Origin of the sequence: Kineococcus sp. NPDC059986 (genome assembly GCF_040702905.1) — a bacterium.
Lineage (GTDB): Bacteria > Actinomycetota > Actinomycetes > Actinomycetales > Kineococcaceae > Kineococcus.
Window position 1 is genome coordinate 248,936 of record NZ_JBFBND010000001.1, and the last position, 15,625, is coordinate 264,560.

Below are 15,625 nucleotides of genomic sequence, written 5' to 3' on the forward strand. Positions count from 1 at the left end.
TCTATTCGGCTGGTCCGGGGTGTCCTCGGTCCACCAGCCGAGTGAGCACGATGACGGAGTCCGTGGCGGCGATGGAGGCCCCGTCCCGGACGCGTTCGACGGCCCGCTCCAGGTGGCTGACGTCGCGGGCGCGCAGGTGCAGGAGGGCGTCGGCGGGGCCGGTCACGGTGTACGCGCCGACGATCTCGGGCACGCCCCGCCACTGCCGGCGCAGCTCCTCGGGCGAGACGGTGCCGTGGCAGCGGACCTCGACGAAGGCCTCGGTGCCCCAGCCCAGCGCGGCGGGGTCGACGACCGCGGTGAAGTGCGCGATGACGCCGTCGGCGACGAGGCGGTCGACCCGGCGCTTGACCGCCGGCGCGGACAGGCCGACCTGCTGGCCCACCTCGGCGAAGGTGGCGCGGCCGTCGGACTCCAGGGCCGCGAGGATCCCGCGGTCGACGTCGTCCAGCTCGCGCACGGTGGCGTTCCTCCCCAGGGTCGGCGGGCAACGGATCGTGCCACAGTGACGCCGTGCGTGACGGTGTGCGTGACGGCGGGCGCGACGGTGTGGTGGTCCTGGGGGCGGCCGGGACGCGGTGGGGGGTGCTCACGACCCTGGGGCTCCTGGCCGTCGCCGCGGTCGTGGCGTGGCGCGAGTGGGTCCCCCTGGGCTACCTGGCCGGCTACGCCGCCATCGCGGCCTGCGCCCTCGTCGTGACGATGGTGCGCCACCGCGGCGACACCGTGACGCTGATGGACGAGGCGGTCGTGGTGCGCAGCCGTGGGGCGCAGACGGTGTGGCCGTGGGAGCAGGTCCTGGAGGTCTCGTGGTCGTCGGCGACCTGGCCGTACTCCGGGTCCGGCCCGGTCCTGCGCGTCAAGGGCGGGGCCTACGACGACCCCGGACCCAACGTGCCCGCGCAGGTCGCCTCGCTCCCCCTCTTCGGCGCACGCGAGCAGCAGGCCGCCGTCAGGGCGTTCCGGTCCGTCGCGGAGGAACGGGGCCTCGTCTTCACCCCGGGCCTGGTGGACCTCATCACCTCGGGGAAGCGGAGGCCGCGCCTTCCCGGTGCGCGGCGCGACGCCAGGGGTGGGTCGCTCTAGGCGCTGACGTCAGCCCTCCGCCTCGTCCTCCGCGCTCCCCCGGGCCGGGTCCTGGACGTCCTCGGACTCCTCGGACTCCTCGGACACCTCGGACTCCTCGGACTCCTCGGGCAGCGCGACGGCGTCCGGCCCACCCTGCAGCAGGGCGGTGAACCCCGCCTCGTCGAGGATCCGCAACCCCAGCTGCTCGGCCTTGTCCGCCTTCGACCCCGCCGCCTCCCCCACGACGACGAAGTCGGTCTTCTTCGACACCGAGCTCGACGCCTTCCCGCCGCGGGCGAGGATGGCCTCCTTCGCCTCGTCGCGGGAGTACCCCGTGAGCGAGCCCGTGACGACGACCGTGAGGCCCTCCAGCGTGCGGGGGGTGGACTCGTCGCGTTCGTCCTCCATCCGCACCCCGGCCTCGCGCCACTTGCGCACGACCTCCCGGTGCCAGTCGACGGTGAGCCACTCGACGACGGCGTCCGCGATCGTCGGCCCGACACCCTCGGAGGAGGCGATCTCCTCGGCGCTCGCGGCCTCGATCGCCTCCATCGACCCGAACCGGTCGGCCAGGGCGCGCGCCGCGGTCGGGCCGACGTGCCGGATGGACAGGCCGACGAGGACGCGCCACAGCGGCTGCGCCCGCCGGTCGGCGAGGTTCTGCAGCAACCGTCGACCGTTGGCCGAGACGGCACCGGCCTTCGTCGTGAAGAGCGGGACCTTCGCCAGGTCCTCCTCCGTGAGGGTGAACAGGTCGCCCTCGTCCTCGATGACCCCGGCCTGCAGGAGGGCCGTCGACGCCTCGTAGCCGAGTGCCTCGATGTCGAAGGCCCCGCGGCCGGCGACGTGGAAGACGCGTTCGCGCAACTGGGCGGGGCAACTGCGGGAGTTGGGGCACCGGATGTCGACGTCGTCGGCGCGCTGGCGCGCGAGCGTCGTGCCGCACTCGGGGCACTCCGTCGGCATGACGAACTCGCGTTCCTCGCCCGTGCGCGACTCGGCGACCGGCCCGAGCACCTCGGGGATGACGTCGCCGGCCTTGCGCACGACGACGGTGTCGCCGATGAGGACGCCCTTGCGCCTGACCTCGTCGGCGTTGTGCAGCGTCGCCATCTTCACGGTCGAGCCGGCGACGAGCACCGGTTCGAGCACCGCGAACGGGGTGACCCGACCGGTGCGGCCGACGTTCACCTGGACGTCCAGGAGCGTCGTCGTCACCTCCTCGGGCGGGTACTTGAACGCGATGGCCCACCGGGGCGCGCGCGACGTCGAGCCCAGCCGGCGCTGCAGCGGCACCTGGTCGACCTTGACGACGACCCCGTCGATCTCGTGCTCCACGTCGTGCCGGTGCTCGCCGTAGTACGCGATGTACTCGGCCACTTCGGGGAGCGTGTCGAGGACCTTCACGCGCGGGGACGTCGGCAGCCCCCAGGCCGCGAGCTTCTCGTACGCCTCGGACTGCGAGCCGTTCTCCATGCCGCGCCGGGCCCCGATGCCGTGCACGAGCATCCGCAGCGGTCGGGTCGCGGTGACGCGAGGGTCCTTCTGCCGCAACGACCCCGCCGCCGCGTTGCGGGGGTTGGCGAAGGGCGGTCTCCCCGCCTCGACGAGGCCGGCGTTGATGCCCGCGAACCCCTCGAGGAGGAAGAACACCTCCCCGCGCACCTCGAGGAACTCCGGCACGTCGTCCCCGGTGAGCCGGTGCGGGACGTCGGCGATCGTGCGGACGTTGAACGTCACGTCCTCCCCCGTGCGCCCGTCCCCGCGCGTCACACCCCGGACGAGCCGGCCCTGTTCGTAGACGAGGTCGATGGCGAGGCCGTCGATCTTCGGTTCGCACAGGTAGCGCGCGCCCTCGCCGACCTCCTTCTCGACGCGGCCCGCCCACGCCGACAACTCGTCGAGCGTGAACGCGTTGTCGAGGCTGAGCATGCGCTCGGGGTGGTCGACAGCCGTGAACTCCGTCGAGAACGTCCCGCCGACGGTCTGCGTGGGCGAGTCGGGAGTGCGCAGTTCGGGGTGCTCGTCCTCCAGCGCCCGCAGTTCCCGTTCCAGCGCGTCGTACTGGCCGTCGCTGAGCGGGGAGGAGTTCCGCACGTAGTAGGAGAAGCGGGCGGCCTCGACCTCGGCCACCAGCTCCTCCCAACGGTGACGGGCCGACGGCGGGACGCTGCTACCGGTCGTCCCACCGGCGGGGGACGTGCTCTCTGCGCTCACGCTCACATCCTGCCGCGGGGGTCCGACACACGCCCACGTGCGTCAGGAGGCGGTGGGACGGCGCAGGACGACGAACTCCAGGTCGTCCCGCTGCGGGAGGCCGAACCGGTCGTCGCCGTAGGGGAAGGGCCGCCGGTCCCCCGTGGCGCAGAACCCGAGCCGTTCGTACCAGGCGATGAGGTCCTCGCGCTGGGCGATGACCGTCATCTCCAGTGCCGAGGCCCCCCACCGGGCGACGGCCTCGGCGTCGGCGCGCGTCAGCAGCGCGCGACCGATGCCACCGCCCTGCGCGAGCGGGCTCACGGCGAACGTCCCGAAGTAGGCGGCGGCTCCCGGCTCCTGCCCCGGGCGGCGCAGTTCGCAGCACCCGACGAGGACGCCGTCGCGGTGGGCCAGCAGCAGGAACGACGCGGGCGCGGCGACGACGGCGGCGATGCCCTCGACGTCGGTCCGCCGTCCCTGCAGGAGGTCCGCCTCGGTCGTCCAGCCCGCCCGGCTGCTCTCGCCCCGGTAGGCCGACTCGACGAGGTCGACGACGGCCGGGACGTCGGCGGCGGTCGCGTCGCGGAACGTCAGGTCAGTCACCGGAGGCCTCCTCGAGGGCGGCGGCCGCTGCGCGCAGCCGGGTCAGCAGGTCGCGCACCAGCGCGGGCTGTGCCTCGGCCAGGCCCGTGGCGGGCAGGAGGACGACGTCGGCGAGCGCCGTCGCTGGCAGCCCGATCCGGCGCCAGGGCTGGCGCACGGCGTCGACGACCGCGGCGACCGTGGGGACGGACAGCCCGGGACGGTCCGGGACGGGCAGGGCTGCGGCCCACAGGCGGATCCCGTCCTCGACGCAGGCCGCGACGGACTCCCAGCCCGCGGGGCCGAGGTCGCGGACGGCGAGGGCCACCCCCGCGGGTCCCACCTCGCGGACGAGCGCCCAGGGGGCCTCCTCGGGGTCCAGCCGGAGCACGGTGTCGGCCCCGGCGTCGCGGACCGCGGCCACGACGTCCCGCAGCGCGTCGCGGACCTCGGCGCGGTCGACGGCGCGCAGCGTCCCGTAGCCCGACTGGGTCGGCAGCCGGCCCGCCAGGACGGCGGCCAGGGACGGCTCCTCGACGTGGACGACGACCTGTGCCCCGGGCACGAGCCGCCGGACGTCGGCGACGTGCCGGGAGAGTCCTTCGGCGAGGGAGGCGACGACGTCGCGCCGGGCGCCGTGGTCGGAGACGCTCCGCTCCCCGCGGGTCAGCTCGACGCTGGCCAGCAGCGACCACGGACCGACGACGGGCAGCGCGAGCGGACCCGTCCAGCCGTCCGCGGCCTCGGCGAGCTCGTCGAGGTCGGCCCGCAGGAAGGCGCCGGCACGAGCGGCGTCGCGGCCGGGGGCGTCGACGAAGCGCCAGCCCGCGGGCTGCCGGTCCACGGGCAGGTCCACGAGCAGGGAGGCGGTGCGGCCCAGCGGGTCCGCCCCCGGACCACGCGCCGGGAGCAGCGGGAGGTGGGGCACGTGCGGCGGGTCGCCGAGCTCCCCGAAGACGGTGCGGGCGGCTTCCCGGGAGTCTTCCCCCGGCAGCGCGCCGACGGCGGCGGCGGATCCTGGCACGCCGGAACGCTACCCGTCGGGGGGCCGGTGGTCCGGCGGGCATCCCCCGAAGGTCGGACCCGGGTGCCGACCGAGGTCCGTTGGCGGGGACCGGTCCGGTGCGGGTGGATGGAGTCCTCACAGCCGACTCCTGGGAAGGCCACACCTCATGCACCACAGTCCGCGCCCCGCCGGCCACCGCACCGTCCGGCGTGCCGGGACCGCCGCCGTGGGGGTGCTGGCCCTGGCCGGACCGCTGCTGGTCGCGGGTCCCGCGGCCGCAGCGCCCGCACCGGCCCCGTCCCCGCTCGGGACCACCCGGCCTGCGACGGTCGCCGCGGCCGAGGCGGAGTTCACGGCCCGCACCCCGGAGCGCTACCGCGACCAGCAGCTCGCGTGGGCGCCGTGCTCGCGCGAGCAGGTCGGCCTCCTGGCCAGTCTGACCAGCGGGCTGGTGTGCGCCCGGGTCGCCGTCCCGCGCGACTGGAACGACCCCGAGGCCGGCGAACCCCTCCAGGTCACCATCAGCCGCGAACCGCGGCAGGGGCCGCGACCGGAACGCACGGTCGTCACGAACCCGGGGGGCCCGGGCGGTGCCGGGTTGTCGCTGGCCGCGCTCGGTTCGGCCGTGCCGGGTCTGGCCGACACCGAGGTCATCGGGCTCGACGTCCGCGGCACGGGCGCCAGTTCGGCGATGACGTGCGGGTCCTCGTTCGTGGGCGAGACCCCGCCGGACACCCGGGACCGCTCCCCCGAGGCGCTCGCGCAGGCCGCGAAGATCATCGAACGCGCCGCCCAGGCCTGCGCGCAGGACCCGCTCGCACCCGTCGTGGACACCCAGCAGACGGTCTTCGACATCGACCTCGTCCGCGACGCCCTGGACCGGGAGACGATCGACTGGGTCGGCTACTCCGGCGGGACCTGGCTGGGTGCGCAGTTCGCCACCCACCTGCCCGGCCGGGTGGGGCGCTTCGTGCTCGACTCCAGCGTCGACGCGACCGCGGGGTACCAGGAGGTGTTCTCCTACCAGCCCATGGCGTTCCAGCGCCGGTTCGACGTCGACTTCGCGCCGTGGGCGGCGGCGGGGAACGCGACGTTCGGGCTCGGCGCGACGGGGGCCGAGGTGGGTGCGACGTACGAACGGCTGCGCGCCGGCCTCGCGGCCCGGCCGCTGCCGCTGCTGCCCGGGCTGGTGGTGGACGGCAACCTCCTCGACGCCCTCGCGACGCAGTCGATGTACGGCAAGGCCTCGTTCCCGCAGCTGGCGTGGATCCTCAGCGGTCTGCAGGTGGTCGAGGCGTGGCGCGGGACGTCCGGCGCGCAGCCCCCGGCGGCCCTGTCCGGCCGGCTGGGCGACCTCGTCCGGCAGCTGGCCCCCGCGGCCGACCGGCCGTCGGCCGTGGAGTCGATGGCTGCGACGTTCGCGGCGACCACGTGCAACGACAGCCCCTGGACCACCGACCAGGCGTTCTGGGACGCCTACGGGAACGAGCAGGGCGAGCGGTACCCGCTCGTCGGGTACACGAAGTCCTCGCAGGTCTGCGCCTACTGGGAGCGCGACGGGCTCGTCCTGCCGACCGTCGACGGGGCCGACCTGCCGCCGCTGCTCATCGTGCAGTCCCGCCGCGACCCGGCCACGGCCTACGAGGGCGCGCAGAAGACGCACCGCGCGATGGGCTCCTCGGTCCTCGTGACGGTCGAGGACGAGGGCGACCACGGCCTCTACGGCTCCGGCAACCCGTGCGTGGACGACGTGGTGGGCCGGTTCCTCACCGAGGGCACCGCCCCCGACGGGGACGTCACCTGCGAGGGCGTGGGGCTGCCGCCCGTCGCGGGGTCGCCGGCCGAGAGCGTCGTCGCGCAGGTGCTGCGGGCGGCGCGCTCCGGAGCGGCGTCGTGAGGGCGTGCGCGGCGGGTTCGGCGGTGGGTGAGGATGACCCGGTGAGGTCGATCCCGTGAGCACCACCCGCCCGCCCGCCCTGGCCCTCGGTGAGGGGATCGGGGACGGCGTCACCGACGAGGAGCGCCGGTCCGCGCTGCGCCGCATGCGGCTGCTGGCGACCGGGCTCCTCGTGGTGGCCGCCGTCGTGTACGCGCTGACGGTCGGGCGTGCGGGTGGGTGGGGCTACGTCAACGCCGCGGCCGAGGCCGCCATGGTCGGCGCGGTCGCGGACTGGTTCGCGGTGACGGCGATCTTCCGCCACCCCCTGCGGCTGCCCATCCCGCACACCGCGCTCATCCCGCGCCGCAAGGAGGCGCTGGGCAAGAGCCTGGAGCAGTTCGTCGCCGAGAACTTCCTCGCCGAGGACGTCGTGCGCGACAAGGTCCAGCGCGCGGGCATCCCCCGTCGCGTCGGGTCCTGGCTGTCCGACCGCGGCGGGTCGCGGCGCGTCGTGGAGGAGGCCTCCACGATCCTCACCGGCGCGCTGGGGATCCTGCGCGACGAGGAGGTCACCACCGTCATCGACCAGGTGCTCGTGCGGCGCCTGGCCGCGCAGTCGTGGAGCCCGACGCTGGGTCGGTTGCTCGAGGAGGTCGTGCGCGACGGGACCCACCACCCCGTCGTCGACCTCACGCTCATCGAGGTGCAGACCTGGTTGCGCCGCAACGAGACCCTCGTGCGCCGGCTCGTGACGGACCGGGCGCCGCTGTGGGTGCCGGACTGGCTCAACGACCGCCTCGGGAAGCGCGTGTACGCCGAGGCCCAGCGCTGGGTCGACGAGATGGTCGACGACCGCGGGCACACCGGCCGCAAGGCCATCGACGACCTGCTGGCGCGCTACGCCGACGCCCTGCAGAACGACCCCGACACGCGCGCCAAGGCGGACGAGTTCCAGCAGCGGCTGCTCAGCTCCCCCGGCCTCGCGGACACCGTGGCCGGGTTGTGGTCCAGCGTGCGGGGTTTCCTGCTGGACGCGTTGAGCGACCCGGACAGTTCGTTGCGGGTCCGCAGCGAGGAGGCGCTCGTCGACGTCGGCCACCGCCTCGTCGAGGACGCCGCCTTCGCCGCCCGCGTCGAGGGCCACCTCACCGACGCGGCCGGGCACGTCGTGCGCCGGTTCGCCCCGGAGCTCGCGACCGTCATCTCCGACACCGTGGCCCGCTGGGACGGCGACGACGCCGCTCGCCGCATCGAACTGCACGTCGGGCGGGACCTGCAGTTCATCCGGATCAACGGGACCGTCGTCGGCGGGCTCGTGGGGTTGTTCATCCACACCGTCACGGTGCTGGCGAGCTGAAGGCCGTCTCTGGGGTCAACAGGTCGAGGACGCCCGCCGCTGTGCAGCCCGGACGGCGGCGACGACCCCCACGACCGCCAGGCAGACGGCGGCCGCCAGGAGCGTGAGCACGTACCAGGCCACCATCCCCAACGCGTCCGAGGCCGCCGACGGCAGCACGGCGAGCAGCGCGGCCGGGGCCAGGGCGACGCCCGCCCCACGCCACGGTCCGAGGAGGACCTCGCCCAGCGCGGCGGCCGCCACGAGCGTGCCGAGGGCCGCCACGGACAGTGCGGTCGGGTGCTCGGGTCCGCTCCCGTCGACGGGCCACCAGCCCATCCACGCCACCCAGGCCGCCGCACCGAGGGCCACGACCACCCCCGCCCACCGCCGGCGGGTCGGAGGAACGTGCGCCACCAGGAGCGCGGTGCCGCTGCCGGCCGCCGCGAGCGCCCCCGCGGCGAGGGCCACGTACAGGACGTCGACAGGGGTGTCCGGGTCCAGCCCGGCCCGGGCGTCCGTGAGCAGGAGGGCCGCACCGGCACCCGCAGCCGTCGTCACGACACCGGTGAACGGCCGCGTGGCTCGGTCGGTGAGGACCGTGGCAGCGGCCAAGAGGATGCCGAGGACCGTCCAGGGCAGGGACGTCCCCTCGCCGACGGTCGGCGTCATCAGCCAGCGCCACGCGCACACCGCCACCGTCGTCACGACGCCGGCGACCACCGCGCGCTGCCAATTCCTCCGGGTCACGGACCGAGTCTTCCGCCCACCACCGGTAGCACGGGTGACTCGGGCGTGAACCCCCTCCGCTGGCGGAGCGCCTGCACGCGGCGCGACGTGGGGTGACCGAACGCGGTGGCGCTAGCGGGGTCTCAACCCGTCGACCACCACGGTGAGCATGCGCGCGAGCTGCTCGGACTGCTCCGGGGCCTCGGCGACGGACAGGGCACTGGACAGGAGCCCACCGACGTCCACGGGATCGACCTCCGCGCGCAGCTCGCCCACGACGGCGCCGGCGGCGAGCAGTGTCTCCAGGACCTGCTGGACCTCGTCGCAGACCGGACCGGTGCCGAAGCGACCCGTCGCGAACATGGCCACGAGAGCGGCGGTGATGCCCTGCCGTTCGGCGGCCCACTGCGCGAACCGGCCCATCCAGGCCAGCAGGGCGTCCGCGGGGGCGTGCGTCCCCAGCAGGGCCGCCGCGGCCGTCGCGATCAGGTGTTCCCGGTTGCGCCGGGCGTCGGCGCGGGCCCCACCCGGGCACGGCGCACGAGAACCCCTCACCTTCCAGGAGACCCCCATGACCTTCACGCTCGACACCTACCGCCAGCTCGGACGGTCGGGCCTGCGCGTCTCGCCCCTCGCCCTGGGCGCCGCGACCTTCGGCAACGACTGGGGGTGGGGCGCCGAGGAGGACGAGGCACGCCGAGTGTTCGACCGCTAGGTCGAGAACGGCGGGAACTTCGTCGACACGGCCGTCACCTAGACCAACGGGACATCCGAACGCCTCCTCGGTGGGTGCGCCAAGGGCCGGCGCGACCGCCTCGTCCTGGCCACGAAACCTTCGCCACGACGGTTTCTTCGATCCTCGGAACCGGCACCTGTCTGGTTCACCGGTCGCGGACCGGGAGGGCGGAACTGGACTCCGCCGGGAGGTGTCGAGGCGCGAGGACCTCTGCGCGACAGTCATCCACAACCCTCCGTCCGCAACTGACTACCCGTGAACTGTTCTCCTGCACAAAGTTACGAGCTGTTCAGCCTTCCGACACAGGCCCTGTTCGACTAAACTTGAACACATGACCCCCACCGTCCAGGACACCCCACGCGACAGGGCCGCCGACGCCCTCACGCGTCTCGTGGCCGCCCTGGACGACCTCCTCACCCTGCCGACGGGAACTCTCGACCGCGACGACGTCGAGCACCTCACACGCAGCCTCTACGCCCTCGGCAACCGCCTCGACGCCACCAAACTCCACCTCCTGCGCCGCGCCCTGGAGCACGCCCCCCGAGAGTTCCGTCGTCGACCTGCTCGCCACCTCCCCGGTGAACCTGTCCCGCACCCTGGCCCGCAAGGACGTCACCGCCGCCCGCCACACCGACCCTCACGTGCCCTGGGACGGACGCATCGGCGGCCTCGACGGGGACCGCGGATCCCTCGCTCTGATGGGTGGGGAACTCGCGGCCGGGAACACCACCCTCGCGCATGTCCACGGCGCCGTCACCGCCCTGCAGTCCATCCCCACCCCACTGCGCCGCGGCACCATCGCAGTCAAGGCGCGCCAGGAAACCGGCGAGATCGTCTGGACCACCCACAACCGCAGTGACGTGCTCGACGGGTTCTTCACGACCTCCATCGCCACCCAACCCTTGGGCACCGCCGCCGCCCTCATCGAGGACATCCTCACCCTCGTCGACCCCGAACGCGTCGACCGGCACGTCCGCGACCTCGAACCGGACTCCGCCAGCCGCCGCACCCTCACCTTCACCCGCCGCCACGGCATGCTGCGCATGACCGTCGACCTGGACGAGGCCGCCGCCGTCGTCGTCCGCTCCGCCGTCGAAGCCGCCGCCAAACCCATCCCCAACGCTTCTGCCGGGGACACCGACGCAAGCAGCGGGCTGGGCGGAGAGAGCGACACCCGCTCGGTCGGGCAGCGCCGGCATGACGGCCTCGTCGAGTTGGTGACGACGGGTGCGCACCACCCCGCCAGCGAGGCCGACCCCGTCGTGGCGCACAAGGCCACCGTCGTCCTGCGCGCCACCCTCAACGCCGACGGCTCCGTGGAGTCCGGTTCTGCCGCCGCCGACACCCACGGCCCCGTCGCCGACGCGACGCTGCGCGCCGCCTCCTGCGACGGGGACGTCACCGTCGCCGTCATGGACCGCCTCGGCCGGCCCCGCTCCCTTCACACCCTGGACCGGCACGCCACCGACAACCAGCGGTTGATCGTGGCCGAACGCGACCGTGGCTGCATCGCGCCGGGCTGCGGGGCGCCGGCGTGGGCCTGCCACCTCCACCACGTCGTCCACTGGGCGGACGGTGGTCCGACGAGCGTCGAGAACCTGGTGTTGTTGTGCGGCCGGGACCACCGAGCTCTCCACGCAGGACGCCTGGAGGCCAGGTTCGGCGAGGACGGGTTGCCGGAAGCCCGGAGGATGCAACGGGACCTGGGGACGCTGATGACCCCGGGGCCCTGGACGCGCAACGACCACCCCGTCCTCCGGGAGAGGACGCGGGAACTCGCCCATGCCCTGCTGCAGGACGCCCCGCCGGACTGACACCGCTGGACCGGACCCGACGCTGCGCCATCCGCCGATCGGGCGACTCCCCTGAAGTCGCACGTTCAACGAGACGAAGGGGGACCGTGAGTTCCCTCCGAGGTCGCGTGCGCCGGTCCACCTCAGCGCTCGTCTCCCTGCTGCCCCGGGGCCGCATGCTGCCGGACGAGGTCTGGCACCGCCGGCACCGCGCGATCGTCCGCGTCGCGGGGCTGCAGGCCCTCGGCCTCGTGGTCTTCGGCGCCTTCCAGGGCCTGGGCCCCGTGGAGGTCCTCGCCGGCGGGGCGCTCGTCCTCGCGCCCCTCGCGCTCGCCGTGCCGAGCGGCTACTCGCGCAAGCTGCGGTCGGCCGGCGCGTCGGCGAGCCTGTTCACCGCCTCCACGGTGCTCGTGCAGTTCTGGGGCGGACAGACGGAGGCGCACTTCCACTTCTTCGTCATGATCGGCCTGGTCGCCCTGTACCAGGACTGGGTGCCCTTCTCGATCGGCCTGGGGATCGTCGTCGTCCACCACGGCGTGCTGGGAACGCTGGAACCGCAGTTCGTCTACAGCCACCACGCGGCCATGGCCCACCCCTGGCGCTGGATGGTCGTCCACGCCGCCTTCGTCCTCGCGGCCAGCGTGACCCACCTCGCCTCGTGGCGCCTCAACGAGCAGCAGGGGCTGCGGGACCCGCTCACCGGGCTGGCCAACCGCACCCTGCTGCAGGAGTTCCTCACGCGGGCCCTGTCCCGGCGCGAGGAGATCACCGTCCTCTTCGTCGACCTCGACGACTTCAAGAACGTCAACGACTCCCGCGGGCACGCCGCGGGTGACCAGCTCCTCCTCGCCGTCACCGAACGCCTCCGGGCGTGCGTGCGCGGCGGTGACCTCGTGGCGCGCCTCGGCGGGGACGAGTTCGCCGTCGTCCTCCACGGCGGGGAGCCCGCCGCACGCCGCGTCGGAGAGCGGTTCCTCGCGAGCCTCGACCAGCCCGTCGCGGTCGAGGGGCACCAGCTGCACGTCCACGCCAGCCTCGGCACAGCGGACACCAGCACCCTGTGCCAGCAGCGCAGCGACCTCGACTCGGCCGCCGAGCTGCTGCGCAACGCCGACCTCGCCATGTACTGGGCCAAGTCCAGCGGCAAGAACCGGCTCGTCGCGTACACCGAGGGCATGTCGGCTGCGGCGCAGGACAAGGCGTCCCTGCGCGACGACCTCGCGTCGGCCCTGGAGGAGGGGCAGTTCGAGGTCTACTACCAGGCGACGGTCGACTTCCGGCGACCCGCCGGGCACCCCGGGGCGACGGACCAGAGCGCCGACCGCGCGAAGGGGTACGAAGCCCTGCTGCGCTGGTGCCACCCCGAACGCGGCATGGTCTCCCCGCTGGACTTCGTGCCGCTCGCCGAGGCGAACGGGTCGATCCTGGCCATCGGCGCGTGGGTGCTGCGCACGGCGACCCGGCAGGCCGCCGCCTGGACCGCGGAGCGGGGCTACCCCGTCAGCGTCGCCGTGAACCTGTCGGCCGTGCAGCTCGCCTCCGACGACGTCCTCACCGTCGTGCGGGACGCCCTGCGCGACAGCGGTCTGCGTCCGCACCAGCTCACCCTCGAAGTCACCGAGAGCGTCCTCGTCGGGGACCTCGAGGCCGTCTCCGCACGCCTGGCGCAGTTGCGTTCGGCCGGGGTCCTCGTCGCCATCGACGACTTCGGCACCGGCTACTCCAGCCTGTCCTACCTGCGCCGGCTGCCCGTCGACACCGTCAAGATCGACCGGTCCTTCATCAGCGACCTCGCCACCGGCGGGTCCGCGACGCTGCTCGTCGCGTCCATCATCGAACTCGCCCGCAGCCTCGGACTCGACGTCGTCGCCGAGGGCGTCGAGACCGAGCAGCAGGCCGGCGTCCTGCGCAACCTCAGCTGCACCTACGCGCAGGGGTTCCTCTACGCGCGGCCGCAACCCGCTCAGGAACTCGCGACGGCCCCCGGCGCGGTCGTGCCCGAGATCGTCGCCGACCCCAGCACCCTCGTCCCGCGGTAGACCGCGACCGTCTGGCCGGGGGCGACACCGGTCAGCGGGGAGCGCAGGGTCACCGCGATCCCCTCCCCCGAGGGTTCGACGACGGCCGGGACGGCCTCGCCGTGGGCGCGCACCTGCACGTGGACCTCGACCGGCCCGGTCGGCGGCGAGCCGTTCCAGACGGGGGCGACGGCCTGCATCCCGGAGACGGCCAGCCGTTCGGCCGGGCCGACGGTCACCGTCCGGCGCACGGGTTCGATGCTCAGCACGTAGCGCGGCCGCCCGTCGGGCGCGGGCCGGTCGATCCCGAGCCCCTTGCGCTGCCCCACCGTGAACCCGTAGGTGCCGGTGTGGGAACCGAGGACCGCACCGGTCTCGTCGACGACCTCCCCCGGCACCTCGCCGAGCTTGTCGGCGAGGAAACCCCGGGTGTCGCCGTCGGGGATGAAGCAGATGTCGTGGCTGTCGGGCTTGTCCGCCACCGGCAGCCCGCGACGACGTGCCTCCTCGCGCACCTCCGCCTTCGTCGGCGCGTCCCCGAGGGGGAACATCGCGTGCGCCACCTGGTCGGCGTCGAGCACGGCGAGCACGTAGGACTGGTCCTTGGCGACGTCGGCGGCACGGTGCAGTTCCGCGGTCCCGTCCGCGCCCGGGCGCACCTGTGCGTAGTGCCCGGTCGCGACCGCGTCGAACCCCAGCGCGATGCCCTTGTCGAGCAGCGCGGCGAACTTGATGCGCTCGTTGCAGCGCACGCACGGGTTCGGGGTCCGGCCCGCGGCGTACTCGGCCACGAAGTCGGCCACGACGTCCTCGACGAAGTCCTCGGACAGGTCCCAGACGTAGAACGGGATGCCCAGCAGGTCCGCGGCCCGCCGCGCGTCGAGGGAGTCCTCGATCGTGCAGCACCCGCGCGAGCCCGTGCGCAGCGTCCCGGGGTTGCGGTTGAGGGCCATGTGGACGCCGACGACGTCGTGCCCCGCCTCGACCGCGCGGGCCGCGGCCACCGCGGAGTCCACCCCACCGCTCATGGCGGCCAGGACGCGCATCAGAGGCCCCCCGCCAGCGCCGGTCGCGGACGCCGGTGCGCCCGCTGCGCCCGGGACCCGCTCGCCCGCCGAGCCCGCTCCACCGCGGGACCCAGGGCCTGCACGGCGGCGTCGACGTCGGCCACGGTCGAGGTCCACCCCAGGGAGAAGCGCAGCGCGCCGGCCGCCTCGGCCGGGGACAGGCCCATCGCGAGCAGGACGTGGCTGGGCTGGGGCACCCCGGCCTGGCACGCCGACCCCGTCGAGCACTCGACCCCGGCCGCGTCGAGCAGGTAGGTCAAGGAGTCGCCCTCGCACCCCTCCACCGTGACGTGCGCGTTCCCCGGCAACCGGCCCGCTCCCGGGGCGGCGCCCCGCACCACCGCCCCGGGGACGGTCGCGATCCCCGCCAGCAGGCGGTCCCGCAGCGCGGCGACCCGCTGCGCCTCGACCGGCAGTCCCTCCACGGCGGCGCGCAGGGCCGCAGCAGTGGCCCGGACGCCCGGCGCGTCCAGCGTCCCGGAGCGCACCCCCAGCTCCTGCCCCCCGCCCTGCTGCAGCGGGACGAGCGTCGTCCCCCGCTTGACGAGCAGCGCCCCCGACCCGACGGGGCCGCCGAACTTGTGCGCGGACAGCGAGAGCAGGTCGGCCCCGGACGCGGCGAAGTCGACGGGCAGGTGCCCCACGGCCTGGACGGCGTCGGTGTGCAACGGGACGCCCACCGCGTGCGCGACCTCCGCGGCGGCGGCGACGGGCTGGACGGTGCCGACCTCGTTGTTGGCCCACATGAGCGAGACGAGGGCGACGTCGGACCCGTCGCCGAGGACCTCGGCCAGACCGGCCGCGTCGACCAGGCCGGTCCCGTCGACCGGGACCCAGCTGACGACGGCGTCCTCGCGGGCCTGCAACCACTCGACGCAGTCCAGGACGGCGTGGTGCTCGGTGGCGGCCAGGACGATCCGCCGGCGCCGCGGGTCGGCGTCCCGGCGGGCGCGGTAGAGGCCGGTGAGGGCCAGGTTGTCGCTCTCGGTGCCGCCGGAGGTCCAGACGACCTCCCCCGGGCGCGCGCCCAGCAGCTCGGCCAGCGTCTCGCGGCTCTCCTCCACGGCCACCCGGGCCCGGCGCCCGGCCGAGTGCAGCGACGACGGGTTGCCCGCCCCGCGCGCGGTCTCGGCCACGTACGCCTCGAGGGCCTCGGGCCGCAGGGCGGTCGTCGAGGCGTGGTCCAGGTAGGCCCGGTGGTCCGCCGTCACA

Annotated in this window: 14 protein-coding genes and 1 pseudogene; 6 read left to right on the forward strand and 9 right to left on the reverse strand. The window is 74.5% G+C overall.

Annotated features, from left to right (window positions below; translation table 11 throughout):
• Nucleotide 1 precedes the first annotated feature (1 nt).
• Entirely contained in the window at nucleotides 2–460 is a 459-nt protein-coding gene (locus AB0637_RS01130) for an Lrp/AsnC family transcriptional regulator (RefSeq protein WP_366169291.1), read from the reverse strand.
• Between the two features lie 53 nt (nucleotides 461–513).
• Here AB0637_RS01130 and AB0637_RS01135 point away from each other — a divergent pair, with 53 nt between their 5' ends.
• Nucleotides 514–1,086: a hypothetical protein gene (locus AB0637_RS01135; RefSeq protein WP_366169292.1), complete on the forward strand. Its 573-nt coding sequence runs from the start codon at nucleotides 514–516 to the stop codon at nucleotides 1,084–1,086.
• A gap of 9 nt (nucleotides 1,087–1,095) precedes the next feature.
• Here the strand turns inward: AB0637_RS01135 and ligA are convergent, their stop codons facing one another.
• From ligA to AB0637_RS01150, 3 genes are read right to left on the reverse strand one after another with little or no spacing between them, the layout of a single operon-like run.
• Complete coding sequence (ligA, locus tag AB0637_RS01140; protein WP_366169294.1) at nucleotides 1,096–3,285, reverse strand: NAD-dependent DNA ligase LigA; 2,190 nt, start codon at nucleotides 3,283–3,285, stop codon at nucleotides 1,096–1,098.
• Between the two features lie 42 nt (nucleotides 3,286–3,327).
• On the reverse strand, nucleotides 3,328–3,870 hold the full coding sequence (locus tag AB0637_RS01145) for a GNAT family N-acetyltransferase (RefSeq protein ID WP_366169295.1): 543 nt from the start codon (nucleotides 3,868–3,870) through the stop codon (nucleotides 3,328–3,330).
• Nucleotides 3,863–4,873 carry a methionine synthase gene (locus AB0637_RS01150; RefSeq protein ID WP_366169296.1) on the reverse strand — a complete coding sequence of 337 codons (1,011 nt, stop codon included), beginning with the start codon at nucleotides 4,871–4,873 and terminating at the stop codon, nucleotides 3,863–3,865. Before AB0637_RS01150 ends, AB0637_RS01145 begins: the two co-directional genes overlap by 8 nt.
• A 148-nt stretch (nucleotides 4,874–5,021) precedes the next feature.
• Here AB0637_RS01150 and AB0637_RS01155 point away from each other — a divergent pair, with 148 nt between their 5' ends.
• Together AB0637_RS01155 and AB0637_RS01160 are read left to right on the forward strand one after the other, a co-directional pair.
• A complete protein-coding gene (locus AB0637_RS01155; RefSeq protein WP_366169297.1) occupies nucleotides 5,022–6,752 on the forward strand; it encodes an alpha/beta hydrolase in 1,731 nt (576 codons plus the stop codon).
• Between the two features lie 55 nt (nucleotides 6,753–6,807).
• Nucleotides 6,808–8,091, forward strand: a complete 1,284-nt coding sequence (locus AB0637_RS01160) for a DUF445 domain-containing protein (protein WP_366169298.1) — start codon at nucleotides 6,808–6,810, stop codon at nucleotides 8,089–8,091.
• Between the two features lie 15 nt (nucleotides 8,092–8,106).
• On the opposite strand, the gene AB0637_RS01165 is transcribed toward AB0637_RS01160, so the two are convergent.
• Together AB0637_RS01165 and AB0637_RS01170 are read right to left on the reverse strand one after the other, a co-directional pair.
• A complete protein-coding gene (locus AB0637_RS01165; RefSeq protein WP_366169299.1) occupies nucleotides 8,107–8,820 on the reverse strand; it encodes a hypothetical protein in 714 nt (237 codons plus the stop codon).
• A gap of 111 nt (nucleotides 8,821–8,931) precedes the next feature.
• A complete protein-coding gene (locus AB0637_RS01170; RefSeq protein WP_366169478.1) occupies nucleotides 8,932–9,372 on the reverse strand; it encodes a hypothetical protein in 441 nt (146 codons plus the stop codon).
• Here AB0637_RS01170 and AB0637_RS01175 point away from each other — a divergent pair.
• Nucleotides 9,371–9,631, forward strand: a pseudogene (locus AB0637_RS01175) (aldo/keto reductase); the annotation flags it as partial. The gene AB0637_RS01170 and the pseudogene AB0637_RS01175 overlap by 2 nt on opposite strands.
• 193 nt (nucleotides 9,632–9,824) lie before the next feature.
• Here AB0637_RS01175 and AB0637_RS01180 read toward each other — a convergent pair.
• The gene (locus AB0637_RS01180) at nucleotides 9,825–10,130 is read right to left on the reverse strand and encodes a hypothetical protein (RefSeq protein WP_366169300.1); all 306 of its coding nucleotides are present in this window, start codon (nucleotides 10,128–10,130) and stop codon (nucleotides 9,825–9,827) included.
• Between AB0637_RS01180 and AB0637_RS01185 the strand changes: the two genes are divergently transcribed.
• Together AB0637_RS01185 and AB0637_RS01190 are read left to right on the forward strand one after the other, a co-directional pair.
• Nucleotides 10,114–11,349: a DUF222 domain-containing protein gene (locus AB0637_RS01185; protein ID WP_366169301.1), complete on the forward strand. Its 1,236-nt coding sequence runs from the start codon at nucleotides 10,114–10,116 to the stop codon at nucleotides 11,347–11,349. The two genes, AB0637_RS01180 and AB0637_RS01185, sit on opposite strands and share 17 nt — an antisense overlap.
• 86 nt (nucleotides 11,350–11,435) lie before the next feature.
• Nucleotides 11,436–13,367 carry an EAL domain-containing protein gene (locus AB0637_RS01190; RefSeq protein WP_366169302.1) on the forward strand — a complete coding sequence of 644 codons (1,932 nt, stop codon included), beginning with the start codon at nucleotides 11,436–11,438 and terminating at the stop codon, nucleotides 13,365–13,367.
• Here the strand turns inward: AB0637_RS01190 and mnmA are convergent.
• Both mnmA and AB0637_RS01200 read right to left on the reverse strand, forming a co-directional pair.
• Nucleotides 13,292–14,392 (reverse strand): tRNA 2-thiouridine(34) synthase MnmA, encoded by a 1,101-nt coding sequence (mnmA, locus tag AB0637_RS01195; protein ID WP_366169303.1) that lies wholly within the window; start codon nucleotides 14,390–14,392, stop codon nucleotides 13,292–13,294. The genes AB0637_RS01190 and mnmA overlap by 76 nt on opposite strands.
• Complete coding sequence (locus AB0637_RS01200; RefSeq protein WP_366169304.1) at nucleotides 14,392–15,624, reverse strand: cysteine desulfurase family protein; 1,233 nt, start codon at nucleotides 15,622–15,624, stop codon at nucleotides 14,392–14,394. Before AB0637_RS01200 ends, mnmA begins: the two co-directional genes overlap by 1 nt.
• Between the last annotated feature and the right edge of the window lies 1 nt (nucleotide 15,625).